Source organism: Streptomyces sp. SID4985 (assembly GCF_009863025.1).
Taxonomy (GTDB): Bacteria; Actinomycetota; Actinomycetes; order Streptomycetales; family Streptomycetaceae; genus Streptomyces.
Genome location: NZ_WWIR01000223.1, coordinates 1 through 23,891, shown reverse-complemented (window position 1 = coordinate 23,891; position 23,891 = coordinate 1). Strand labels below are relative to the sequence as shown.

The following is a 23,891-nucleotide window of genomic DNA, read 5'->3' as shown; positions in this document are numbered from 1 at the left end:
ATGTGCGTGACAACGTTGCCGAACACTGCCGCCGCGTGATCGCACTGTCAAGACGTCCGACACGCTTCGACTTTGTTTCTCTTAAATTAGGAATAAATATTGACAGCGTTTCGGCCGGGCGCCACAGTCGTCGCCGTGACGCCGCGGGCCCCCGCTCCGGTGCGCCGCCGCCCCGGTGCGCGTCCGCCTCCACGTCACCCATCCCGCTTCCCAACTTCTGGGAGAGGCACGTGACTTCACGCCCGCCCGTACCCGATCCCCGCCGTGTCCGGTTCGCCCGGACCACGCTCGCCGCGGCGAGCGCGGTGGCCCTGGCCGCCACCATGACGCCCTCCGCCCACGCGGCTGAGGGCGTGGACCAGGGCGCGCCGGACTACTACGACAGCGGTCTCGCCCCCACGCCCTACATGGGCTGGAACACCTATTACGGCCTCGGCGCGCCCACCGAGAAGGAGGTGCGCTCCGTCGCGGACAAGCTGGTCAACAGCGGTCTGCGGGACAGCGGTTACGACATCGTGTGGCTCGACGGCGGCTGGCAGGCCGACGTCCCCCGCGACGCGCGGGGGCGGCTGACCGCGAACCCCGAGCGCTTCCCGTCCGGCATCCCGGCCCTCGTCTCCTCTCTGCACCAGCGCGGCCTGCGGGCCGGGATCTACACCGACGCCGGTACCTACGACGGCGGCAAGAGCTGCGACCTCGGCAGCCGGGGCCACTACGAGCAGGACGCCAGGCAGTTCGCCGCGTGGAAGGTCGACGCCGTCAAGGTCGACTTCCTGTGCGGCATCTCCGAGAAGCTCGATCCGGGCACCGCCTTCAAGGAGTTCAGCGACGCGGTCGCCAAGTCCGGCCGCAAGATGCTCTTGAACCTCTGCAACCCGCTCACCGACGACTGGGGCCTGCCGCACACGCCCGAGCAGGACGCCCACAACACCTACGCCTACGCGCCGACCGTCGCGGACTCCTGGCGCACCGGCACCGACATCGCCTGGGGCACCCCGAGCCCCGGCCAGTGGCCCAACGTCCTGCGCAACATGGACGCCAACGCCTGGCACCCGGAGGCCCAGGGCCCCGGCCACTACAACGACCCCGACTACCTGATCCCGACGCGCCGCATGGCGGACGGGAGCCTGGAGCTGACCGAGGAGGAGTCGACCACCCAGTTCGTCATGTGGGCGGAGACGGCCTCCCCGCTGGTCCTCGGCTCCGACCCGCGCACGCTGTCGCCGTCGATGCTCGCCGTCCTGCGCAACCCCGAGATCATCGGCGTCGACCAGGACCGCCTGGGCGTCCAGGGCGTCCGGGTGGCCACCGACGCGACCGGCGACGTGTACAGCAAGGTCCTCTCCGGGCACGGCCGCCGCGCGGTCGTCCTGCTCAACCGCTCCGGCCAGGCGGCCGAGCGCACCGTCAGGTTCGCCGACACCGCCCTCGGCGGCCGGGTCGAGGTCCGCGACCTGCGCGCCCGCGCCGACCGGGGCACGCACACCGGGTCGTACACCGTCACGGTCCCCGCGCATGGCACGGCCTTCCTCCGGCTCACCGGTGGCGACGCGCTGCCCGGCACGCGGCTGGGCCTGCCCGCCACCGCGAGTCCGGCCGCCGTCCGCACCGGTGCCACGCTCGACACGTTCGTGCGCGGCCCGCGCGGCACCCTGCTCCAGCAGAGCTCCGACGGCAGGGGCGGCGAGCGCGTCCTCGACCTCGGCGGCCCGGTTCGCGGCGGCATCCTCGGCCAGCCCTCCGCCCACGCCTCGGCCGACGGCCGGATCGACGTCTTCGTGCGCGGCGCCGACTCCCGTGTCTACCGGCGCGCCTACACCGGAGGCCGCTGGAGCGGCTGGCAGAGCCTGGGCGGCCGGGTGGCCGACGCCCCAGGTGTCGCCTTCACCGACCCCGGGCACTGGACGCTGTTCGCCACGGACGCGGACGGCCGGATCGTCCAGCGCGGGGCGAGCACCGGCTGGACCTCGCTCGGCACGCCCGGTGACCGCCCGGCGTACGGCAGGCCGTCGGCGGTCGTCGACGCCGAGGGCGGTGTCCACGTCGCCGTGCGCTCCGCCGCCGACGACATCCGGACTCGCAGCCGCTCGGCGGACGGCGAGTGGTCCGACTGGACCTCCCTCGGCGGCACGGTCAGCGGCAGCCCCACGCTCGTCGCCTCCGGCGACCGTGTGCTGCTCTACGCCCGCGCCGGTGACTACACGCTCTGGCAGCAGCGGTACGACACCGGTGCCTGGCAGGGCTGGAGCAAGCGCGAGGAGTTCCCGAGCGCCGCGTTCGACGGTTCGCTCGGCGTTGTCGCGGGCGCGGACGGCACGGTCGACGCGGTGTACCGCGGGGTCGACGGCACCGTCCACCGCAGCCAGTTCAAATAAATTAGTAATTAATCTTGACGTGGTGCGGGCACCACGCGAACCTTGATCCGCCGCGACGGGGCTGCCCCGGCCCACGGTCCTGGCCCGCCGGCCGCCCGGCCCCGTCGCGTGAATCCACAGGGAGCGCTTCATGACGAACCTTCAGCCCAGTCGCCGCGGACTCCTCGCCGGACTCGGCGCCACCGGGGCGGCGGCTCTGCTCAGCGGCTGTGTCACCTCGTCCTCCTCCGCCAAGTCCCCCTCCACGGGCCCGGTGACCCTCCAGTCGAACCTCTCGGCGCCGCAGGCCAAGGCCGCGATGGAGGACCTGGCCGCCGCCTACGCCAAGAAGGGAACCGGGCGCGTCAGCCTCAACACCGTCGCCGCCGAGACCTTCCGCACCCAGCTCCCGACGTACCTCACGTCCGCCAACCCGCCGGACGTGTACACCTGGTACCCCGGATCGGTCGCGGACGCCTACGCCAGGAAGGACCTGCTCCTCGGCCTCGACGACGTCTGGGCCTCCTCGCCCGACCTCAAGCGCTACTCCAAGGCGCTGAACTCGCTGTGCACCGCCGGCTCCGGCAAGAAGGTGTTCGTGCCCTCCACCTACTACTGGTGGGGCATGTTCTACCGGAAGTCGAACTTCGCCAAGTGGGGCGTGCGCGAGCCCAGGACCTGGGACGAGTTCCTGGACCTGTGCGACACCCTCAAGTCCAAGGGCGTCGCCCCGATCGGCCTCGGCGCCGGAGGCAACACCGCCTGGGTCGCGTCCGCGTGGTTCGACTACCTCGACATCCGTATCAACGGCGCCGGTTACCACCGCGAACTCCTCGCCGGAAAGCACCGCTTCGACGACCCCGAGGTGCGCCGGGTCTTCGACCGCTGGCAGGAAGTGCTGCCGTACTTCGACCCCGACGGCACCGCCGTCGCCTTCCAGGACGCCACCACCGCCCTGCTCAACGGCCGCAGCGGCATGATGCTCATCGGCACCTTCTTCGCCGACGCCGCCCCCAAGGACGCCCTCGACGACATCGACTTCTTCCGCTTCCCCGTCATCGACCCCAAGGTCCCGCTCGCCGAAGAGGCCCCCACCGACGGCTACTTCGCCAGCGCCCGCAGCGGACGTACCCGGCAGGTCGACGAGTTGATGAAGTACCTCGCCACGGCCGAGGCCCAGGAGATCTACATCAAGGGCTCCTCCGGCACCGTCCTGCCCTGCCACCCCGACGCCAAGGACGCCGGTACGCCTCTGGTGAAGAAGGGCCGCGCGCACATCGAGTCAGCCGCCGAGCTCACGCAGTTCTTCAACCGCGACTCCAGCGACGCCCTCCAGCCGACGGCGGACACCGCGCTGACCAAGTTCATCGCCCAGCCCAAGAGCGTCGGCTCCATCCTCACCGACTGGCAGCGCGACGCCGCGAAGATCTGGAGTGCCTGAGGTGGCAGTCCTCACGACCACCGCGCGCAAAACCCCGGCCACCACGCCGTCCGACGGCGGCAGGCGCGGCCGGGGGCCCGTCCGCCGTACCCCGCCGCTCGTCCTCGCGTTCGTCCTGATACCGCTGCTCGCCGAGGCCCTGTGGGTGTTCTGGCCCGCCCTCCAGGGCTTCTACCTCGCCCTCACCTCCTGGGACGGCGTCTCCCCACCCCGGTTCGTCGGCCTCGGCAACTTCCAGGAGATGGCGCACGACGAGGTCTTCCGCACCGCCGCCCTCGACACCGTGCTCTGGCTGGTGCTGTTCGGCGGGCTGTCCGCGCTCCTCGGCCTCGGCACGGCCCTGCTGCTCCAACAGGAACGCCGAGGCGTCGGCTTCTACCGCGCCGCCCTCTTCCTCCCCGTCGTCTTCTCCCTCGTGGCGACCGCCCTCGTCTGGCAGGCGATCTACCAGCCCGACGGCGTACTCAACCAGCTGCTTCAGAGCCTCGGCCTCGGCAGCCTGCGCCACGCCTGGCTCGCCGACCAGGACACCGCCCTCTACGCGGTGATCGTCCCCGCCCTGTGGCGCCAGATCGGCTACGTGATGGTGCTCTACCTGGCCGGCCTCAAGGGCATCGACCCCTCGCTGTACGAGGCGGCCAGGATGGACGGCGCCGGACGCTGGCAGCGCTTCCGGCACGTGACGCTCCCTCAACTGCGCGGTGTCAACGCCGTCGTGCTGTCCGTCATCGTCATCGACTCGCTGCGCTCCTTCGACGTCGTCTGGTCGCTCACCCGAGGCGGCCCGTACCACACGTCCGAACTGCTCAGCACCTACATGTACTCCACCGCCTTCCAGTCCCTGCGGCTCGGCTACGGCTCCGCCCTGGCCGTCGTCATCTTCGTACTGGCCTTCGGCGTCATCTGCTCCTACCTCGTCCGCGCCTTCCGGGAGGCCGACTGATGTCCGCCAACTCCACTGCCCTGAGGCGCAGACGGGCCGCGACCGCCGGATTCCACCTCGGCGCCGGAGCGCTGTCCGTGCTCTGGCTGGCGCCCATCGCCCTGGTCCTGGTCACCAGTCTGCGCTCGTTCGACGACATCGCCGCCCATGGGCTCGGCAGCCTGCCGCACTCCTTCACCCTCGGCAACTTCCGCCAGGCATGGGTGGACGGCGGCCAGCAACGCGCCCTGATCAACAGCCTGATCGTCACCGTCCCCTGCGTACTGATCACCCTCGCGCTCGCCGCCATGGCCGCGTTCGCCCTCAGCCGCTATGAACTGCCACTGCGCCGCACCCTGTTGCTCGTCATGCTCGGCGGCAACCTGCTGCCCCCGCAGATCCTGCTCATCCCGGTCTCCAAGCTCAGCGAGATCATGGGCGTCTACGACACCCTGCCCGCCCTGATCGGCGTGCAGATCGGCTTCGGCGTCGGCTTCTACGTCTTCGTCCTGCACGGCTTCATGCGGGCGATCCCGAACGAGATCCAGCAGGCGGCCGTCGTCGACGGCGCGGGACCCTGGCAGATCTTCTGGCGGATCATCCTTCCGCTCGCCCGCCCCGCACTCGCCGCCCTGGGCGCGCTCGCCTTCACCTGGGTCTTCAACGACCTGCTCTGGGCCATCACCGTCCTGCGCAGCGACACGAAGATGCCCGTCACGGCCGCCCTCATCGGCCTACAAGGGCAGTACGTCTCCATGTGGAACGTGATCGCGGCCGGTTCCGTCATCGCCGCCGCCCCCACGGTGGCCGTGTTCCTCAGGTTCCAGCGCCACTTCGTGGCGGGCCTCAACCTCGGAGCGGTGAAATGACCTCCTGCGAACGCTGGACCCTCCGTACGGAGCACACCAGTTACACGGTGCGGCTATCCCCGCTCGGCCCCTGGGCGGAACTCGACGCCTGGGGTCCCGTGGGCGTGGAGAACGGGCCGTCCGCTCTCGACTGGTCCCGGCGTACGCACTTCATCACCCCGGCCGACGTTGCCCCCGCCGAGTATCTGCCGCAGGGACAGCGGCCGTTCACCGGGGCGGACCTCGTCGTCGGGCACTCGGGGCACTTGGGTCACTCGGGGTACGAGCGTGGTGTGTGGTGGCGGTTCTCCGGTGCCCAACAGGACGCGGACGGGCTGCGGTTGACGTTCACCGACGACATCGCCGGACTGCGCACCACCCTGCACTACGCCACGGTGCCCGGCACCGACATCATCCTCCGCTGGACCGAGCTGACCTGCACCGGCGACACCGAACTCCGCCTGGAACGCCTCGACTCGGGCGCGATCAACGTGCCCGTCACCGGCGGCGCCCGCCTCACCTACCTCACCGGACAGTGGTCGCAGGAGTTCACCCACACCCAACTCCACCTGAAGCGCGGCACGTTCACCATGGGCAGCGCCCAGGGCGTGGCGGGCCACGCCTACGCGCCCTGGCTCGCCGTCCAGGACGCGGCCCTGCCCGACGACGGCACCGCCCCCACCTATGGCATCGCCCTGGAGTGGCCCGGCAACTGGCACATCACCGCCGAGGCCGAACCCGGCGGCGCCGTCCGCGTCCGTGCCGGGCGTGTCCCGCACGAGGGCGCCGTCGTCCTGCGGCCCGGCGAGACCCTCACCACCCCACGCCTGGCCTGCGCGTTCAGCCCCGAAGGACTCGACGGCCTGGCCCGCGTCTGGCACCGCTACGAGCGGCACCTGAGCGGCGAGCGGCTGCACCGCATCCGCAAGGTCCTCTACAACTCCTGGGAGGCGACCGGCTTCGACGTCGACGCGGCCGGTCAGCTCGAACTCGCCAAGGCGGCCGCCGAGATCGGCGCCGAACTGTTCGTCGTCGACGACGGCTGGTTCACCGGCCGCGCCGACGACACCGGCGGCCTCGGCGACTGGTATCCCGACCCGGCCCAATTCCCACAAGGCTTCGGCCGGTTCGTGGAGGACGTGCGCGCCCTCGGACTCGGCTTCGGCCTGTGGGTCGAGCCGGAGGCGGTCAGCCCGGACAGCCGCCTGTACGCCCAACACCCCGACTGGGTCTATCGAGTTGAAAACCGCCCCGGCCGCCTGGTGCGCAACCAGCTCCTGCTCGACCTCGGCCGCACCGACGTACAGGACTTCGTGATCGGCACCTTCGACCGGCTGCTCACCGAGTACCCGATCGAGTACCTCAAGTGGGACATGAACCGGCCGCCCACCGAACGTGGCCGCCCCGTCGCCGGACCCGCCGACCGGCTCGACCTGGACGCCGAGCACGTCACCGGCTACCTCCGTGTCCTGGACCACCTGCGTGCCGCCCACCCGCACGTCACCGTCGAGGGCTGCGCGGGCGGCGGCGGACGCGTCGAGCACGCCACCCTCGCCCGCACCGACGTGGTCTGGCCGAGCGACAACACCGCGCCCCTGGACCGGCTCGCCGTCCAGTACGGCTTCCTGCACGCCCACGCCCCGCACATGATGAGCTCCTGGGTCACCGACGCGCCCGGCGTGTTCGACCCGCGTCCCCGCTCGCTCGCCTTCCGGTTCGTGCTGGCGATGTGCGGCGTCCTCGGCGTCGGCGCCGACCTGCGCTCCTGGACCCAGGAGCAGCGCGCCGGGGCCGCCCGCTGGATCGCCCGCTACAAGGAGATCCGCGACGTCGTCCACCACGGCGAGGCCCGCCTGCTCGGCACCCCCGAGGACCCGGTCTGCGGCGTCCAGTACACCGAGGCCGACGGCCCGCGCACCGTCGTCGCCGCGTTCGGCACCGGCGTGCTCGACGGCGCCCCGCTCGTGCCAGGCCGCCCCGCCCGGCTCCGGCTGCGCGGACTCGACCCGGCCGCCGTGTACGACGACGAGGACACCGGCACCGCATACAGCGGCGCCCACCTGCTGCACTACGGCCTGCCGTTCGCCTGGACCGCCGACCACGACGCCCAACTCGTCGTACTGACCCGCCGATAGCCGCACCGGCCCGACCCACCACTCACGAAGGAGCCGAACCCCACGATGGACCAGACCGCACGACGGTACGGTGCACGCTTCACCGGCCTCACCGCCGTGGTGACCGGAGCCGCCTCCGGCATCGGAGCGGCCACCGCCGAACGCCTCGCACAGGAGGGAGCCGCCGTCGTGCTCGCCGACATCGCGGACGAGCGGGGCGCGGCCGTGGCCGAGCGCATCACCAAGGACGGCGCCCGGGCCGTCTACGTCCACGCCGACGTCTCCGCCGAGGACGACTGGACCCGCGTCATCGACGCCGCCCACGCTTTCGGACCGGTCGACGTCCTGGTCTCGGGCGCCTACACCGTCGAGGTCCGCCCCGCCCACGAGCTGACCCCCGAGTCCTGGCAGCGCCAGCTCGCCGTCAACCTCACCGGCGGCTTCCTCGGCTTTCGCGCCGCCCTGCCCGACCTGCGCGCACGCCGGGGCGCCGTGGTCCTCACCTCGTCCGTCCACGCGCACAAGGGCATCCCCGGCCACCCCGCCTACGCGGCCAGCAAGGGCGCGCTGCTCTCCCTCTGCGGGCAGCTCGCCGTCGAGTACGGGCCCGAGGTCCGCGTCAACGCCGTCCTGCCCGGACCGATCCTGACCGCGGCCTGGGACCGGGTCTCCGAGGCCGACCGTGAGCGCAGCGTCGCCGAGACCGCCGCCGGCCGCTTCGGCACCCCCGAGGAGGCGGCCGCCGCCATCGCCTTCCTCTGCTCCTGCGAGGCTTCCTACATCACCGGATCGCATCTCCTCGTGGACGGCGGCTGGAGCGTCGTCAAGTCCTCCGCGTGAGCACCGCAGACCGTCCACGACCGAAGAAAGGCTCTACGACATGACGCCCTACGCCCGCCGAGGCGTCCACGGCCAGACCGTGGAGGCATTGGCGCGCCGCATCCTGGGCGGCGAGATCCCCGAAGGGGCCACACTCGACCTCGTGGCGCTGCAGAGCGAACTCGACGTCAGCCTCACCGCCCTGCGCGAGTGCCTGAAGGTGCTCGCCGCCAAGGGCATGGTCGACGCCCGCCAGAAACGCGGCACGTTCGTACGGGCCCGCGCCGACTGGAATCTGCTCGACGCCGACGTGCTGCGCTGGCAGTTCGAGGGCGGCACGGGCGCCGAGGCCGACCGGCTGCTGCTGCGCGATCTCGCCGAGGTCCGCGCGATCATCGAGCCCGCCGCCGTACGGCTCGCCGCCGAGCGGCGCACCGACGCCGACCTCGCCGCCCTGGACGACGCGCTCGCCGCGATGGACCGCACCGAGCCCGACCCGGCACACGCCGTCGACGCCGACCTCGCCTTCCACCGCGCGCTGCTCACCGCCACCCACAACGAACTCCTCGAACGCATGGAGATGGTCATCGAGTCGGGCCTCGCCCACCGCGACCGGATCGTCCACAGCTCCCCGCACAGCGAGGACCCCGTCCCCGCCCACCGCGCCGTCCTGGACGCCGTACGGAACCGGGACCCGCTGGCCGCCGAGGCCGCGATGCGCGCCCTGCTCGACCAGGCCGGGCGCGACCTGGACCGGGTCGACACCCCCGACGACACGAAAGGCAGCGGCGGCAAGTGAAGATCGCTCGCATCGAAACCTTCCTGGTCCCGCCGCGCTGGCTGTTCTGCCGCATCGAGACCGACGACGGCGTGGTCGGCTGGGGCGAACCCGTGGTCGAGGGCCGCGCGGAGGTCGTCAGGAGCGCGGTGGAGGTCCTCTCCGAGTACCTCGTCGGCCAGGACCCGCTGCGCATCCAGGACCACTGGCAGGTCCTCACCAAGGGCGGCTTCTACCGGGGCGGCCCCATCCTGTCGAGCGCCGTCGCCGGTCTCGACCAGGCCCTGTGGGACATCGCCGGCAAGACCTACGGCGCGCCCGTGCACGCCCTGCTGGGCGGTCCCGTGCGCGACCGCGTCCGGGTCTACGCCTGGGTCGGCGGGGACGAACCCGCCCGGATCGGCGAGCAGATCACCGAGCAGATCGAGGCGGGCTTCACCGCCGTCAAGATGAACGCGGCGGGCCCGACATCACCTGTTGCCACCGCCGCCGAGACCGCCGCCGTGGTCGCGCGGGTGGCCGCCGCGCGTGAGGTGCTCGGGCCCGACCGGGATGTCGCCGTCGATTTCCACGGCCGGTTCGGTGCCGCCTCCGCTCGCCGCGTCCTCGCTGAACTCGCCCCGCTGCACCCGCTGTTCGTGGAGGAGCCTGTCCTTCCCGAGCAGGGCCGGCTGTTGCCCGGCCTGGTCGCCGCGAGTCCCGTCCCGCTCGCCACCGGTGAACGCCTTTTCTCCCGCGCCGAGTTCCTGCCCGCGCTGAACGCCGGTATCGCCGTCGCCCAGCCGGACCTCTCGCACGCGGGCGGCATCTCCGAGGTGACCCGTATCGCCTCGCTCGCCGAGTGCCACGGCGCGCTGCTCGCCCCGCACTGCCCGCTCGGCCCGATCGCGCTCGCCGCCAGCCTCCAAGTCGCCTTCGCCACACCCAACTTCCTCATCCAGGAGCAGAGCCGGGGCATTCACTACAACAAGGACGCCGATCTGCTCTCCTACGTTGTCGACCCCGAGCCGTTCCGCTTCACGGCCGGGCATGCGCATCGGGGGGAGGCGCCAGGGCTGGGCATCACCGTGGACGAGGACGCCGTACGGGCCGCCGACCGCGCCGGGCACGCCTGGCGCAATCCGGTGTGGCGGCACGCCGACGGCTCGTTCACGGAGTGGTGAGCCGTGCCGTTGACGTTCACCACCGACCCCGTACACGGCGGGCGTTGGACCTCGCTGCGCGACGGGGACCGCGAATGGCTGTGGCAGCGACCGGATTTGGCCCGCGACGGTGTCGTACCGGGTGACGCGTTCGTGGACGCGGGCGGTCTGGAGGAGTGCGTCCCCACCGTGCGCGGCACGCCCGACCATGGAGATGTCTGGTCCCGGCCGTGGACCCGTGACGGCGACACCGAGCGGGTCGACTGCGGTGCGTTCGCTCTCGCCCGCACCATCCGGAGTACTGCCGATGGTGTGGAGGCCGACTATGTGCTCGTGGCCCACCCTGGCTACCGCTTTGTGTGGGCGGCCCATGCGTTGCTCGATCTCTCGGAGGGGGCCGAACTGCGGGCTCGCGCGGGCACGACCACTCGCGTCTTCCCGGAGGCGGCACCTCTGCTGGACGGTCCCTGGCCGGACGGTGCTCCCTGGGTGGAGGGTGGCTGGCCCGCGCCGCGCGGACTGCGTCTGGATCGGCTGGGCCCCGAGGACGGTACGGCCGTCGGTGCCGTCCTCGGCGCCGGGCGGGTCTGCGTCCATGACGGAGCCGACCGGCTCGCCCTCGCCGTCGAGGCGGAGGGGCAGCCGGTGTCGGTGGCCCTGTGGCGCAACCTCGGCGGTTTCCCGGAGACGGAGCCCTATCGCAGTACCGGAGTCGAGCCCATGCTCGGCCGCACCTTCGACCTCGCCGAGGCCGGGGCGGGCGACGCGGCATGCGTTCCCGCCTCCGGCGAGGTCCGCTGGCGGCTCGTTCTGACCGCCGGCTGCCGTTGCCCCTGACCGGGGCCCGCGACCGCTGTCCCTGCCCCTGACCCGGCCCGCGACCGCTGCTCCGGAGAGCGGCACCGGGGACGGCCGCCTGGGGATGACCACCTGGGGAACGCGCCCGGGGACGACCGTCCGGGGATGACCGTCCCGGGATGGCTGCCCGGGGGTGGGCCCTGCCGCAGTACCGACGCACCCACACAGAAGGAGCCCCTGTCCGTGGATCTACGAGCAGCCCTGGCCGCCCGCCGTCTCGTCGCCATCGTGCGCGGAGGCGACCCGGATGCCGCCCTGCGCACGGTGGTCGCGCTGGCCGAGGAGGGCGTCGGTCTGATCGAGGTGTCCCTCAGCGGCGCCGACGCGCTCGGCGTCATCGCGCGGGCCACCGCGGAACTCGGTCCCGACCGGCCGATCGGCGCGGGTACGGTCCTGACCGCCGACGACGCGCGTGCCGCGCGGGACGCGGGCGCCGCGTTCGCCGTCACCCCCGGTCTCGGCGCGGGCGTGGACACGGCCCGCGACCTGGGCCTGCCGGTTCTCGCCGGTGTCATGACCGCCACCGAGATCATCGCCGCCCGCGCCCAGGGCGCCGCCGCGCTCAAGCTGTTCCCGGCAGCCGACGCCGGGGGACCGGCCTACCTCAAGGCCCTGCGCGCCCCCTTCCCCGACGCCGCGTTCGTGCCCGTCGGGGGAGTGGACCTGGCCGCCGCCCGTGCCTACCTCGCCGCCGGTGCCACCGCGGTCGGCGTCGGCTCCCCCCTCGTCGCGGACGCGGCCGACGGCGGCAGCCTGACCGCCCTGCGCGAGCGCGCCCGCGCCTTCCGCGCCGTAGCCGAGGAGGCCACGGCATGACCGGGAGCATGACCGAGAACGCGACCGGGAGGTTCCGGCCCACCCGCCCCGACCGCCTGGAACTGGGCGAGGGCATCCGCTGGACCGACGGCGGCGTCGTCCTGGTGGACATCCTCGCGGGACGCCTGCTCGCCACCCCCGACGACCCCGCCCTCCCCCTGCGCGAGATACTCCGGCTGCCCGTCCCGCTGGGCGCGGTGGCGCCCGTCGCCGACCGCCCCGGCACCTGGATCGCCGCCGCCGGAACCGGCGTCTGTCTGCTCGCCCCGGACGGCACACCCACCTGGCTCGCCACCCCCGAGGACCGGCCCGGACCCGCCCTGCGCATGAACGACGGCGTCGCGGACCCGGCGGGCCGGTTCTGGGCGGGCAGCATGGCCTACGACACCACCGAGGGCGCCGGTTCCCTCTACCGCGTCGACCACGACGGCACCGTCGTACGCGTCCTCGACGGCATCACCGTCCCCAACGGCCCCGCCTTCACCGCCGACGGCCGCACCATGTACCTGGCCGACAGCGCGCACGGCGTCGTCCGCCGCTACGCCGTCGACCCCGCCACCGGCACCCTCGGGGCGCCCGAGGACTTCCTCACCCTGGAGGACGGCAGCCCGGACGGCATGGCCGTCGACACCGAGGGCGCGCTGTGGTGCGCGGTGTGGGGCACCGGGACGGTACGCCGCCACCTCCCGGACGGCACCCCCGACCGCGTCGTCCGCCTCCCCGCGCGACAGCCGGCGGGCGTCTGCCTGGAAGGCACGCTGCTGCACGTGACCACCGCCCGGGTGGGCCTCGAAACACCGGGACCGTACGACGGCGCGGTGTTCACGGTGCCGGTCGACGTGCCCGGCACGCCCACACCCGCGTTCCGCCCCGCCCCCGCTTCACCAGTGACGGGAGACCTCGCGTGACGGACACCTGGCGCCCGGCCGCGGGGCGCGTGGTCTGCGTCGGCGAGACCATGGCGGCCCTCGCCCCCGACCCGCCCCGGCCGCTGGCCGAGACCGACCACCTCCGGCTGTCGGTCGCGGGAGCCGAGTCCAACGTGGCGATGTACCTCGCCGATCACGGCGTCCCGACGACGTGGCTCTCGGCCCTCGGCGACGACCCTCTGGGCAGCCGCGTACGCGCCGCAGTGGGCGCCGCCGGGGTGGACGTCGCCCACGTACGCACCGACCCCGACCGGCCGACGGGCCTGCTGCTGAAGAACCCGTCCCCCACCGGCACCCGCGTGCACTACTACCGCGAGGGCTCGGCGGCATCCGCCCTCGGCCCCGACCTCCTCGACCACGCGGCCGTGCGCACAGCCGCCCTCGTCCACCTCACCGGCATCACCCCGGCCCTGTCCCCGTCCTGCCGCGCCCTGGTCACCAGCGCCCTCGCCGTCCCCGCCCCCGAACGCCCCTACGCGATCAGTTTCGACGTCAACCACCGCCCCGCCCTCTGGCCGAAGGACACGGCCCCCGACACACTCCGCGCCCTCGCGGACCGCGCCGACATCGTCCTCGTCGGCCTGGACGAGGCCCAGAACCTGTGGGGCGCGGACCTGACCGCCACCTCGGTACGCGACCTGCTGCCCGGCCCGCGGATCCTCGTGGTCAAGGACGGCTCCCGTACGGCGACGGCATTCACCACCTCCGGGACTGTCACGGTCCCGGCCCTACGGGTCACCGTGGTCGAACCGGTGGGCGCGGGCGACGCGTTCGCGGCGGGCTTCCTCACCGGGCTGCTGCGCGGCGAACCCGTCGACCGTGCCCTGCGCCTCGGGCACATCACGGCGGCGTCGGCCCTGAAGGTGACCGCGGACCGGGGCCCGCTTCCGCCGGACGACTGTGTCGACCGACTGCTTGCGTTGACGGACGGGGAGTGGGAGGCGTGGGAGGAGACGCCGAGGGCTGTGTCGGACGGGGGCGGGGGTGGCTTGTCGTAGCTGGTGGCGACGGCCTTGGCTGCTTGCTGGCTCGGACAGGCGGTGCCGGGAGAGGCGTACTTCTCGACGGAAGCGGGCCCGGCCGTACAGCTAGTCCTCGGTGCACACCGGTCGGGTGCAGCGCGGCCGCCTCCAGTTCGGTGAACATGCCCGCGTTGATAGCCTGGTCGAGCAGTGCGGTGCGGACGACACCCGGGCACACGGCGTTGACACGGATGCCCTGCCGGACGTACTCGATGGCCGCCGTGCGCGTCAGCGCGATCACGCCGCCCTTGGCCGCCGAGTAGTCGGCGATGCCCAACGGCAGGCCGACCATTCCGCCGATGGAGGCCATGTTGACGATCGTGCCCCCGCCCTGGGCCAGCATCTGGGCGATCACGACCCCCGCACCCTGCGCGGCGAACAACCGCGCGATCGCCGCACCGATGCCCTGCGCCGCACCGGTGATGAGCGCACCCTTACCCGCCGACAACGAATCCACCATGTGCCTTTCGACTCCTTGTCGTTGTCGGAAATGAGAGCCGACGAACGGGACGCGCGCCCCGCCCGGGACGCGCCGCCGCCCAGGGCGCGCGTATCCACGAAGGCACCCCGGCCGCCGACAGCCTGCCGATGCGCTTCCCTGTGGGACCAGTGAGCCCTGTCCAACCGCAGGCCGAGGCGTGGTGAGAGACGAGGAAGCCGAGTCCCTCGAACCGCTCCAGCCGGTACCGTCCATCGAGCACGCGTGCCACCATGCCTCCTGAACGCCTCACGGTGGGGCCGAGGGAGGGAACGTGGGCACAGAGACGACTGGGAGATGGTTCGGCTGGCGAAGCCGGATCGTTGACATACCCGGCGCGGGGGACGGCAGGCCCGTCCTTCTGGAGTTCCGCGCAGGACTCACCACCAGCTTCGTCCTGGCGGCCGTACGCAAAGGCCCGCATCATCAGCGAGCCCAGGACGACCTCGTCACCATCGACAGACTCGGCCCGTCGCACGTCGTCCTGCCGGCCGACTGTGATGCCCTCGCCGTCTCACGCGTCGTGGTGGGCAACGATGCCGCCAGCGGCCTGGGCCGTTGGAAGTTGCGCGTCGTGGACGAGGGCGCGCTGCCTCCGCTCCCCGCCGAGAAGGCCCGGGGCAGGGGAACCGAGACCTTCGGCTACTTCACCCCCAAGCCGTACTACGAACACGCACCCGTCGTGCACTACGACTTCCTCGACTCCCCGGGCACGATCATCTACACCCCGGCGAACGGCGGGAAACGTCTGATGCGCCGCACCTCAGCCGCCGATCAGAAGGGCACACTGCGTCTGCCCCAGCACGGTTACGTCACCTTGTCCGAACACGGAAAGTGGCAGATATCGGTGACGTAGACCCGATACTCCGGCGTATTGCATGAACATGCAGGTCATCGTCTCCCCGTTCAACCGACCGCTGTGGGCGTTGCCCGCACTGCCAGGGGCCGTCCACGACGGCCGCGCAGCACGCGAGTACGGCATTGTCGACGTCGTCGACCAGGCTCACATCCTCTGCTGGTCGGACAAGGGTCACCAAGGCGTCTGCGGCACCATCCGGGTTCCCCGCTACGGCCGATGGGAGACTCTCCACTGGCCGACGGGCCGGGAATCGATCTCAGGCCGCCCGCAAGGCCTGGCGGCTGCTTCGTAGACTGTGCTGCTCGACCACCCGCATCACGAGCATCGTCCAGGCCGTACTCACCCTGCCTCACGCCAGCTCAACCGCACGTTGAAGAAGCCTCAGTGTCTCTGCCTGATGGGCGCCCCGCATGTCACCGAGTCAGGACGGCACCCCATCCTGCAGGACGACATAGGAAGATCGGGCACCGGTCATGGGTGCTTTGAGCCGCGACGCTGACGACGATCTCCCGAACCCCTGACGACGCCTCGGTCGATCCACCAGACTTGCCCTTGTTCTTCCTCGCGTAGAAGGGACGGCGGCGAGCATGGCGAACAGCGCGCTTCTGGTGATGGACGTCCAACGGGACATCGTCGCCATCGCCGACGACGGTTCCGGATATCTGCCGCGCTTGCGCAGGGCGATCGACGGAGCCAGGGCTGCCGACATCCCCGTGATCTACGTGGTGATCGGCCTACGGCCCGGTGATCCGGAAGTCAGCCCCCGCAACAAGGTGATGGCAAACATCGTGCGGGCCGGCCTGTTCACCGAGGGGCAGCCCGGCACCGAGATCCATGACGACGTCGCACCCCAGCAGGGCGACGTCGTCGTGACCAAGAGACGGGGGAGCGCCTTCTCGGGCAGCGACCTCGACCTGGTGCTCAGGGCTCGCGACATCGACAGCCTCGTCCTCACCGGTATCGCCACCAGCGCGGTGGTGCTGTCCACTCTGTGGCGCGCCATTGACTTGGACTTCGGCCTTACTGTCCTGTCGGACGCCTGCCTAGACACCGACCCCGAGGTGCACCGGGTCCTTGTCGAGAAGTTGTTCCCGCAGTGGGCGGAGGTCGTCGCTGTTGAGGAGTGGGTCAAAGCCATCGCCCCGCAATAGCGGCAGGCTGTCCTCGCGTACGGAGCAAGCCGACATCGTCGCCCGGTTGCCGGGGGCGTGGTGAGGGCCGGGCGGCTCGGATCAGCAATCCGGTGTCCCCTATGGCCTCCTCGTGCCACTGGGATGCTTGGGAGCCGCTCGTGGTTGCGCACGTTTCTCCTGGCTCTCGTGATCCCAGGCGACGAGCCTTCCGCCACAGGCGGAGTTCGCCCAGTACGGGATGGGCCGCCGGGCCGAGGCGGAAGAACTGGTCGCGGGCAGGATGCCGTCGTGCGGGGCGGCAGGGGTGATCATGGTGGCGAATGGCATCCCGCGTATATCGACGGCCAGGTGCCGCTTCCGTGTTCCTTGTTCTGAGGGTCCGGCTGGCTTCGTTGCGCAAGCGGTTGTGTGCGTTGGGTTGGTGGGGCGGTGATGGTGGTCATAGGGGGTAGGTCACGTCCTAGGGCGGATCGTAGACGGGCCTGCGTCCTGACCGGCACCGCAGCCGCCAGATCGGCACATTTCGGACATTTCTCCGTGTTGAGGTAGTAGGTCACATGCTTGCGCGACCGTTTGTCCAGGTTTAATCATGTTTCTCGTTGCCGGAGCGACAGGCCGGACCGGGTGATTTCCCGGGTGGGCCTGTTTCTTGTCTGTCCGGCGGCCGCGGGGCCTCGCCCCGACGCCCACAGGTTCATGGCCGTTTCCCGGCCGGTGCCTCAACGACGTCTTCTGGAGAGACCCTTGACCGCGATTTTTGCTGCCCGCCGTTCTGCCCGCCTGCGTAACCTCGTTCTGTCCGGTCTTGCCACCGCGGGTGTCGCGGCCGGTGCGGTGGCGCTGGTGCCGTCGTCCGCCTCCGCCGCCGAGATGCCCCAGGCCGCCCACACCGTTCACGCCGTTTCCCACCGTGCCCCCCAGACCGCGACCGGTGCGTCGGGGAGTCTGGACGGCTGGATCAAGCAGTCGCTGGCCATCATGAAGGCCAAGGGCATCCCGGGCAGCTACGACGGTCTGAAGCGCAACATCATGCGCGAGTCCGGCGGCAACCCCAACGCGCAGAACAACTGGGACGTCAACGCGCAGAAGGGCATTCCCTCCAAGGGGCTGCTGCAGGTGATCGACCCCACGTTCAACACCTACCACGTCGCCGGCACCGCCCACAGCGTGACCGACCCGGTGGCGAACATCACCGCGGCCGCCAACTACGCCGCCCACCGCTACGGCTCGATCGACAACGTCAACTCCGCCTACTGAGCGGAACCCTCGCACCCGCACGCAGTGGCAGTGGCCCCCCGACCAGGCACGGTCGGGGGGCCACTGCCACTGCGTTGCTGCTTGTGCTCGGGCGGCGCGGGTTCGCCGGGTCGGCGGTCCGGGGCCATGGGCTCCTGGTCATGGGCCCTTGGAATGTTGAGCTGTGCGTCCGCTTTGCAGGCGGCGAAGCGGGTGCCGCTGGTGCAGCTTGCCGTCTGTGTTCTGCCACCTCACGGTTGAGTGCACCGGCCTCGGTGACGGCGGACGACGCGGTGGCGGCCTGGCGGCAGCCGACGCCGTCGACCGGCCGGGACGTGACCGCACACCCGTGGACCCGCACCCGGTACTGCCCCGCGCCCACCTCACTGTTCAACCTCGGCGATGCCACCACGCCGAGGTCATCGCCCGGCAGGGCTCGACGGCTCTGGACCGTTCCCCCTTGGCGATCTACCTGGGTACCCGGACTGTGCCCGTCCCGGGGACAGCATCGGACTTCGTGTTTCACGGAGTTCCCCGCCCCGCTGCGCAAGCTCCCGGCCTCGCGTTCCGTCATTTCATGCCTACGCCCCCGTGGTGGAGCCGGGCGGCCCGGTCGGTGGGTGCGTGACAGAGTTGCGGTTCCGGCCGATACGGTCGGGTCTTCTCGGCCTGGGGACTTGGCTCTCCACGCGTGTGCAGCGTGCGCGACCCGGTGATCCGGGCCCATCGGCCCGTTCCGGAGCCTGGGCGGCTGGGTTCGGGCGGGTGGCGGTCAGGGCCGTTCATCCGGGCAGGCTGGCGGCGAGGAGTTCAGGGCGCTCCGGAGCGGACCGGAACCTGCACCTGACCAGCGGTGAGTCCCCCTGTGCGACGACCGCCGCACTCAAGGCCACAGCGACCCCGATATTGCCCACCTGGCCCCGCCCGCCGAAGCGCGGCACTCCGTTGGCAGCGGTTGGCCTGGCTGCGGAGCGGGAGGTGGCCGATCGGAAAGGCGACTCGCGAATCCAGGGCCGCAAGGTGACCTGTCAGCCCTCGTGCGGCGGAGGGCCCCGGCGCCGAAGAAGCCGGTTCCTGGCGCCCCGCAGGAGGAGTGACCGTGGTGGAGACCGTCCGATACTTCACCGTCGCCAAGCTGGCCGCCCTGCATGTCCCGCTGGACGACCCGGACCAGATCGGCTCTGGGACTGACCGGTCGCGAGGCGCCGTGCTGAGCAGACCTCGCCGATCGAAAGGCTGTTGGCCACCCTCGCGCACCTCCGGCATGGTGTTGCCCGTGGGCTGCCAGCTTGCTAGGGCGGTGTCGACCGTTTGCAACGTCACACGGTGACCGGTGAAGTACGGCCCCTGCTCACCGATCGCGGCTGCCCCATCGGACCCCGTATTCGACTGCGCACGCTCCCCGAGGTCATGGACCACCTCAGCCCGCAGCCGGGCCACCACGAATCGCCGATATCGGCTTCGCCGCCTGACACGCCAAGAGGAACCGAACGCCCCACCAGCCGGAAACCCCCGTCACGCGTCAGCGCGCGACGCCCCCGGACTTCCATCCCCAGGCGGTGAGCAGCCCGCCCGACAGCGCGGCACAGTCGTCGCAGTCCAGGTACCGCAGCGCCGCGCCCACTCCGGCATCGTCGATCTGCCCGGTGGCGAGCATCGCCTGTCTGCTGCGTTTCCAAGTATCAGCCCAGAAGCGGCTGATGGGGCTTCCGGGCAGCAGCGGCGGGACATGGATCTCGGCGGCGACGGAGGCCAGACCCGCCCCGCGCAGCAACTCCGGGTATGACGGCACCCAGGACACATCGGTACCGATGGCGGCCCCCAACCCCTGCCACATCGCCCGCATCGCCACGGTGTACGGCGTCACCGGCGCACGGTCGCTCGTCAGATCCACCGCATCGCCGAGCATCAACACCCCACCAGGTCCTACGAGTTCGGCCAATTTCGCGATCAAGCGCTCATGCTCGGGCAGATGCATCAGCACGAAGCGCGCATGCACCAGCCGGAAGCGCCCCGGATCGAAATCCGGATCGGTGATGTCGGCCTCCAGCACCTCAAGCCCCGGCACACCCCGCTCGCCGAGGAAACGCACATCCCGGTCGACAGCGAGCACGCTCGCCACCCCTACCTCCTCCAGCAGCCGACGGGAAACGGTCCCCGTACCAGCCCCCACGTCCAGACAGCGCCAACCGGGCCCCACGCCCAGCGTCCGCAGCCGCGCCAAGGTGAACTCGTCGTATGCCAGGGCGCCGTAGTCGATACGTTCGCCTTCGCCCGACGCCTCGGGCCGGAAGACCACCTCGCCGTAGCGCCCGAAGTCCCCTGCCCCACCCGGTCCGGCGATCACGCCGCCGCTCCCCGCGGGACGCCGTAGCGCCCGAAGACGAACACCATCACGCCGAGCGCTCTCATGACCGAACCTCTCCACACGCCAGGGCAGTCCAAGACGGCGCAAGGCAGCACGCCGCGCGCCGCACTGATCCTCCACCGGCACCCACCCACACAACCGAGGCGCGCCGCGCATCTACCGAACGGCCCAAGGCCGGCGAGGGCACGAACTCAAGACGAACCCGGGCAACGGGGGGCGCAGCTCATCCGCACGCCGATGGTGGATGTCGTTGCGCACCCCCAATGGCTCCGCAGGCGGCGGAACCAGTGCAGGTGGGCGAACGCGCTCTCCACGAACCGGCGTTGGGTGCTCAGGCCGGAGCCGTGTTCGCCGCCGCGGCGGGCGATCAGTGGCTTCGAGGTCACAGACCGAGCCGCCCAGCCTCATGTCCGGGTCAGAAGCCGGGCGGCTCCAAAAGCGGAGTGCGGGATCGCATCGCGCTGCAATACTGCACAGATGATCAACGTGCCTGCCGCTGTGCTGGATTCGCTGCACGGCCTCGCGTTCGGCGACGCCTTCGGCGACCGCTGGTTCGGCATCCTGCGCAGGCACGGTACGGCAGCCCTGGAGGCGCGGACGCTGCCCCCGGAACCGCTGTGGCGATGGAGTGACGACACCGCTCAAGCGCTGGTTCTCGTCCGGGAGCTTGTCGAGGGCGGGGGCATCGTCGACCAGGACCGCCTGGCCCGGCGCCTCGCGGCGGCCTACGCAGAGGACACGTACCGCGGCTATGGAGCCTCGATGCATGACGTGCTGCGCCGGATCGACGCGGGCGAGCCCTGGCGGGAGGTGGTCGTCGGACAGTTCGGCGGCCAGGGCTCCTGGGGCAACGGCGCGGCCATGCGCGCCGCCCCGCTCGGTGCCTGGCACGGCGCCGACCTCGATGTGGTCGCCGAGCAGGCCGCCCGCCAGGGTGCGGTCTCGCACCACCACCCGGAGGCGGTCACCGGTGCGGTGGCGGTCGCTGTGGCCGCGGCGCTGGCGACCAGCAGCCGGGGCGGGCCCACCCCGGTCAGATCGGACTTCCTTCAGGCAGTCGCCGAACGGCTCCCCGACAGCGACGTCCGGTCAGGAGTGCGGATCGCGGCCCGGATGCCGGAGCGCACCTCGGTCCGGCACGCCGCGGAGGTGCTGGGCTCCGGCTACCGGATGTCAGGTCCCGACACCGTCCCGTACGCCCTGTGGTGCGCGGCAGGGCACCTCGACGACCTGCACGAGGGCCTGTGGGTCACGGTCGCCGGGCGCGGCGACATCGACACCACGTGCGCCATCGCGGGCGGCGTCATCGCCGCCCGCACCGGCGTCGCCGCCCTCCCTCCTGCATGGCACGAGGCCCGTGAACCGCTGCCCCCGGTCGTGACGTAGCACGAGCTCCTGCCGGGATGAGTTCAGGCGCCGCCGGCTTTTGAGTGCCTCGTGGAGCTGGGGGCGCCGGGGCGTGGCCTTGCCGTGCGCTGTGCACGCGGCTGCCATGACCGGCACCGGCAATGGCATCGTCGTCAACGGAGGCTGGACTGCTCGCTGAGACGGGCTCCCGGTGATGAGGGGACCGGCTCGGTGTCGGTCACGCCGGGGGAGTGGGGAGACGGTGTCGGTGCCGAACAGGCGTCGGTGTTCCGCGCGCGGGACTGCGCGACGGGCGCCGTCATCGGGCCTTCGTCGGACGCGGAGTGAGCACGCCGCGGGTGCCACAGCGCGTAGGCTGCGCTCGTTCGGCTGCCCTTCGACGAAGAGCTGGGGATGACTGAGAACCCGACCGCGCCCGGACCACGCCGGGACCTGGTGGTGCACAACGACTGGTGGGCTTCGGGCTGGGAGCATGTCCTGCCGCGCCAGGGGTTTCCCCTGATGATGCTGATCGGGACCGCGAGCCAGCCCGGCTTCGCCGGCTCCCTGGACGATCTCCTGCGCGAGATGTTCGACGGCCACTGGCGCATGTTCGGCGGTGGTCTCGACGGCGCGCTCACGTTCTCGTGGCCCGACGAGGAGTGGGACGAGGAGGAGGCGCCCGAAGGCCGCGAGGCGAGCGAGGCGAGCCGCTGGAAGGACTTCGGTGCCCTGCTCACGGCCGCCGGATACCCGGTGCCCGCGACCGTGCGCGACCTGTCCGAGCTCTACCTGGCATGGGGCCTGGCCAGCCGTGAGGAGACACCGGAGGGCACCCGGTGGTCGATGCCCGCCGTACTGCCGCTCCCCGGCGACCTGTTGCCCTTGGACGCAGGACTGACCCGGCGGCTCGACCGGATGCGGTGGAGCATGCGCACCGAACCGCTCGTCACCCAGCTCGTCAACCACCTGGTCGACCAATTGGGTGAACCGCGGGAGATTCTCACCTCCCTGGACCGCCTGGCAGCCGCCACCGGCCAAGACGCCGAAGACCTCCGTCTCGCCGTCGCAGCGCTCGTGGCATCCGGCGACGCCCGGGTGCTGCGCGGACAGGAGCCGGCCGACGCGGAACGCCTCGAAACCCATCAGCGCTTCTGTCTGGTCATGGACTGGAACCACTTCCACGAGACCCACACGAGGCTGAGCAACGTGGACGAAGACGAGTAACCGACCCCGACCCGCATGCCGTCCGGCCCCCTGGAGCCTGTCCTGCGGAAGAAGGCCCCAGGTTGAGTCCCGGCCCCGGCGGCCTGGTCCCGCTGACCTGCAACTGGATCCAGCACCTGTTCACCACCTGGCCTCGGCCTGTCCACGGTGCGACCCCTTGGCTTAACCGGTCCTCTCGCTGGCGACGACGCGATCAGGGCCGATCCCGCACCGGCCACTGCCAGCAGAGAGCAGCCCAGCCATGACTGGGCGGTTCGTCCGGTACGACCCTCTGCATCCGGACCGGATCACCACCCGCACAGCGTCCGGTCACCCGGCGGCCAGGCGGCGCAGGAGCTCCTCCTGCGAGACGTCTTCGATGTGGGTCAGAAAGACCCAGATGTGACCGGAAGGGTCTTTGAGGATGACGGTGCGGTCACCATGGAACATGTCCTTCGGCGGCTGGATGATCTCAGCGCCGGCGGCTTCCGCGCGTTCCGCCAGGGTGTCGACGTCCGGCACGAAGACGTGCAGCGTGACGGTCGTACCTCCGCCGAGTGAGGTCGGCGCGGCGAAGGAGGCGCCCTCCGCCTCGCTCACGCTGGCGTCGCCCAGCATCAGGGTCGACCGTCCGACGGTGATCTCGGCGTGCAGGATTCCGCCGCCTGGAGCGTGGATCCTGAAGTCCTCGTCGGCGCCGAACGCGCGCTGGTAGAAGTCGATCGCCGCTGCGGCGTCGTCGACCATGATGTGCGGGATCACGGCGTAGCGGTAACGGTCGGGGATCTCCGTGCGGGTTGCGTGCTCGGTCACGGCGAACCTCCTTGAAAGGGCACCGCTGGTCGATTCCTGCGGCTCTGGAAGGAACCTAGAAAGTCAAGCTTGGTTGAGGTCAAGCGCCGATGTGCCCGCCCCTTGCAAGTGCCTGCCCGCAGGTTGAACCGTTCCGGGTTCGGTAGAGATCTCAATTGTTGGTTGTGACCTGAGGTTTCGTGCTTGCTCGGTAGTGGTTGTTCTCGTATTCGACGGGTGGGACGTGGCCTATCTCACCGTGGAGTCGTCGGTGGTTGTACCAGTCGACGTACTCGGCGGTGGCGAGTTCGACGTCGGACAGCGTCTTCCATGGCCGTCGGGGCTTGATCAGCTCGGTCTTGAACAGGCCGATCGTGCTCTCCATCAGGGCATTGTCGTAAGCGTCGCCGACCGAGCCGACCGAGCCGA

At 71.2% G+C, this 23,891-nt stretch carries 20 protein-coding genes and 3 pseudogenes; 18 read left to right on the top strand and 5 right to left on the bottom strand.

Features of this window, described 5'->3' with window-relative positions; all coding sequences use genetic code 11:
* Positions 1-323: 323 nt before the first annotated feature.
* From GTW40_RS09105 to GTW40_RS09050, 12 genes are all read left to right on the top strand, one after another.
* Positions 324-2,375, top strand: coding sequence for a glycoside hydrolase family 27 protein (locus GTW40_RS09105; protein ID WP_161179666.1), 2,052 nt, complete (start codon positions 324-326; stop codon positions 2,373-2,375).
* A gap of 130 nt (positions 2,376-2,505) precedes the next feature.
* Positions 2,506-3,795: an ABC transporter substrate-binding protein gene (locus GTW40_RS09100; protein ID WP_161179652.1), complete on the top strand. Its 1,290-nt coding sequence runs from the start codon at positions 2,506-2,508 to the stop codon at positions 3,793-3,795.
* A 1-nt stretch (position 3,796) separates the two neighbouring features.
* Positions 3,797-4,738, top strand: a complete 942-nt coding sequence (locus GTW40_RS09095) for a sugar ABC transporter permease (protein ID WP_161179651.1) — start codon at positions 3,797-3,799, stop codon at positions 4,736-4,738.
* Positions 4,738-5,586, top strand: a complete 849-nt coding sequence (locus GTW40_RS09090; protein ID WP_161179650.1) for a carbohydrate ABC transporter permease — start codon at positions 4,738-4,740, stop codon at positions 5,584-5,586. Before GTW40_RS09095 ends, GTW40_RS09090 begins: the two co-directional genes overlap by 1 nt.
* The gene (locus GTW40_RS09085; RefSeq protein WP_161179649.1) at positions 5,583-7,700 is read left to right on the top strand and encodes an alpha-galactosidase; all 2,118 of its coding nucleotides are present in this window, start codon (positions 5,583-5,585) and stop codon (positions 7,698-7,700) included. The genes GTW40_RS09090 and GTW40_RS09085 overlap by 4 nt, the downstream gene beginning before the upstream one ends.
* Positions 7,701-7,745: 45 nt before the next feature.
* Positions 7,746-8,519, top strand: a complete 774-nt coding sequence (locus GTW40_RS09080; protein ID WP_161179648.1) for an SDR family oxidoreductase — start codon at positions 7,746-7,748, stop codon at positions 8,517-8,519.
* Positions 8,520-8,559: 40 nt separating this feature from the next.
* Positions 8,560-9,297 carry a FadR/GntR family transcriptional regulator gene (locus tag GTW40_RS09075; RefSeq protein WP_161179647.1) on the top strand — a complete coding sequence of 246 codons (738 nt, stop codon included), beginning with the start codon at positions 8,560-8,562 and terminating at the stop codon, positions 9,295-9,297.
* Complete coding sequence (gene dgoD, locus GTW40_RS09070) at positions 9,294-10,439, top strand: galactonate dehydratase (protein ID WP_161179646.1); 1,146 nt, start codon at positions 9,294-9,296, stop codon at positions 10,437-10,439. Before GTW40_RS09075 ends, dgoD begins: the two co-directional genes overlap by 4 nt.
* A gap of 3 nt (positions 10,440-10,442) precedes the next feature.
* Positions 10,443-11,255 (top strand): hypothetical protein, encoded by an 813-nt coding sequence (locus GTW40_RS09065; RefSeq protein ID WP_343245642.1) that lies wholly within the window; start codon positions 10,443-10,445, stop codon positions 11,253-11,255.
* Between the two features lie 204 nt (positions 11,256-11,459).
* Positions 11,460-12,092, top strand: coding sequence for a bifunctional 4-hydroxy-2-oxoglutarate aldolase/2-dehydro-3-deoxy-phosphogluconate aldolase (locus GTW40_RS09060; RefSeq protein WP_161179645.1), 633 nt, complete (start codon positions 11,460-11,462; stop codon positions 12,090-12,092).
* The gene (locus tag GTW40_RS09055; protein ID WP_237525415.1) at positions 12,089-13,000 is read left to right on the top strand and encodes an SMP-30/gluconolactonase/LRE family protein; all 912 of its coding nucleotides are present in this window, start codon (positions 12,089-12,091) and stop codon (positions 12,998-13,000) included. The genes GTW40_RS09060 and GTW40_RS09055 overlap by 4 nt, the downstream gene beginning before the upstream one ends.
* Positions 12,997-14,019, top strand: coding sequence for a sugar kinase (locus GTW40_RS09050; protein WP_343245641.1), 1,023 nt, complete (start codon positions 12,997-12,999; stop codon positions 14,017-14,019). Before GTW40_RS09055 ends, GTW40_RS09050 begins: the two co-directional genes overlap by 4 nt.
* A 214-nt stretch (positions 14,020-14,233) precedes the next feature.
* On the opposite strand, the pseudogene GTW40_RS33710 reads toward GTW40_RS09050, so the two are convergent.
* Positions 14,234-14,353 (bottom strand): annotated as a pseudogene (locus GTW40_RS33710) (short-chain dehydrogenase); the annotation flags it as partial.
* Between the two features lie 442 nt (positions 14,354-14,795).
* On the opposite strand from GTW40_RS33710, the gene GTW40_RS09040 reads away from it, so the two are divergent.
* The 4 genes and pseudogenes from GTW40_RS09040 (at position 14,796) to GTW40_RS09030 (ending at position 17,770) form a co-directional block, all read left to right on the top strand.
* Positions 14,796-15,377: a hypothetical protein gene (locus tag GTW40_RS09040; protein ID WP_161179643.1), complete on the top strand. Its 582-nt coding sequence runs from the start codon at positions 14,796-14,798 to the stop codon at positions 15,375-15,377.
* Between the two features lie 22 nt (positions 15,378-15,399).
* Positions 15,400-15,754 (top strand): annotated as a pseudogene (locus tag GTW40_RS33050) (IS5/IS1182 family transposase); the annotation flags it as partial.
* A 213-nt stretch (positions 15,755-15,967) separates the two neighbouring features.
* The gene (locus GTW40_RS09035; protein WP_161179642.1) at positions 15,968-16,531 is read left to right on the top strand and encodes an isochorismatase family cysteine hydrolase; all 564 of its coding nucleotides are present in this window, start codon (positions 15,968-15,970) and stop codon (positions 16,529-16,531) included.
* A 726-nt stretch (positions 16,532-17,257) separates the two neighbouring features.
* Positions 17,258-17,770, top strand: coding sequence for a transglycosylase SLT domain-containing protein (locus GTW40_RS09030; protein WP_237525414.1), 513 nt, complete (start codon positions 17,258-17,260; stop codon positions 17,768-17,770).
* Positions 17,771-19,271: 1,501 nt separating this feature from the next.
* On the opposite strand, the gene GTW40_RS09025 is transcribed toward GTW40_RS09030, so the two are convergent.
* Positions 19,272-20,093 (bottom strand): class I SAM-dependent methyltransferase, encoded by an 822-nt coding sequence (locus tag GTW40_RS09025; RefSeq protein WP_161179662.1) that lies wholly within the window; start codon positions 20,091-20,093, stop codon positions 19,272-19,274.
* Positions 20,094-20,386: 293 nt separating this feature from the next.
* Positions 20,387-20,494: pseudogene (locus GTW40_RS33045) on the bottom strand (IS5/IS1182 family transposase); the annotation flags it as partial.
* 100 nt (positions 20,495-20,594) lie between these two features.
* Between GTW40_RS33045 and GTW40_RS09020 the strand changes: the two are divergent.
* Together GTW40_RS09020 and GTW40_RS09015 are read left to right on the top strand one after the other, a co-directional pair.
* Positions 20,595-21,503 (top strand): ADP-ribosylglycohydrolase family protein, encoded by a 909-nt coding sequence (locus GTW40_RS09020; protein ID WP_161179640.1) that lies wholly within the window; start codon positions 20,595-20,597, stop codon positions 21,501-21,503.
* A 375-nt stretch (positions 21,504-21,878) separates the two neighbouring features.
* Complete coding sequence (locus GTW40_RS09015) at positions 21,879-22,691, top strand: DUF6042 family protein (RefSeq protein WP_161179639.1); 813 nt, start codon at positions 21,879-21,881, stop codon at positions 22,689-22,691.
* Between the two features lie 309 nt (positions 22,692-23,000).
* On the opposite strand, the gene GTW40_RS09010 is transcribed toward GTW40_RS09015, so the two are convergent.
* Positions 23,001-23,483, bottom strand: a complete 483-nt coding sequence (locus tag GTW40_RS09010) for a VOC family protein (RefSeq protein ID WP_343245640.1) — start codon at positions 23,481-23,483, stop codon at positions 23,001-23,003.
* 151 nt (positions 23,484-23,634) lie between these two features.
* On the bottom strand, positions 23,635-23,891 hold a 257-nt coding region (locus tag GTW40_RS09005), incomplete at its 5' end, for an integrase core domain-containing protein (protein WP_161179638.1).

Excerpts from the sequence above, each read along its gene's own strand:
- GTW40_RS09080 (WP_161179648.1), top strand. The coding sequence starts at position 7,746 with ATGGACCAGACCGCACGACGGTACGGTGCACGCTTCACCGGCCTCACC.
- GTW40_RS09085 (WP_161179649.1), top strand. The coding sequence starts at position 5,583 with ATGACCTCCTGCGAACGCTGGACCCTCCGTACGGAGCACACCAGTTAC.
- GTW40_RS09090 (WP_161179650.1), top strand. The coding sequence starts at position 4,738 with ATGTCCGCCAACTCCACTGCCCTGAGGCGCAGACGGGCCGCGACCGCC.
- GTW40_RS09055 (WP_237525415.1), top strand. The coding sequence starts at position 12,089 with ATGACCGGGAGCATGACCGAGAACGCGACCGGGAGGTTCCGGCCCACC.
- GTW40_RS09015 (WP_161179639.1), top strand. The coding sequence starts at position 21,879 with ATGACTGAGAACCCGACCGCGCCCGGACCACGCCGGGACCTGGTGGTG.
- GTW40_RS09100 (WP_161179652.1), top strand. The coding sequence starts at position 2,506 with ATGACGAACCTTCAGCCCAGTCGCCGCGGACTCCTCGCCGGACTCGGC.
- GTW40_RS09105 (WP_161179666.1), top strand. The coding sequence starts at position 324 with ATGACGCCCTCCGCCCACGCGGCTGAGGGCGTGGACCAGGGCGCGCCG.
- GTW40_RS09035 (WP_161179642.1), top strand. The coding sequence starts at position 15,968 with ATGGCGAACAGCGCGCTTCTGGTGATGGACGTCCAACGGGACATCGTC.
- GTW40_RS09075 (WP_161179647.1), top strand. The coding sequence starts at position 8,560 with ATGACGCCCTACGCCCGCCGAGGCGTCCACGGCCAGACCGTGGAGGCA.
- GTW40_RS09020 (WP_161179640.1), top strand. The coding sequence starts at position 20,595 with ATGATCAACGTGCCTGCCGCTGTGCTGGATTCGCTGCACGGCCTCGCG.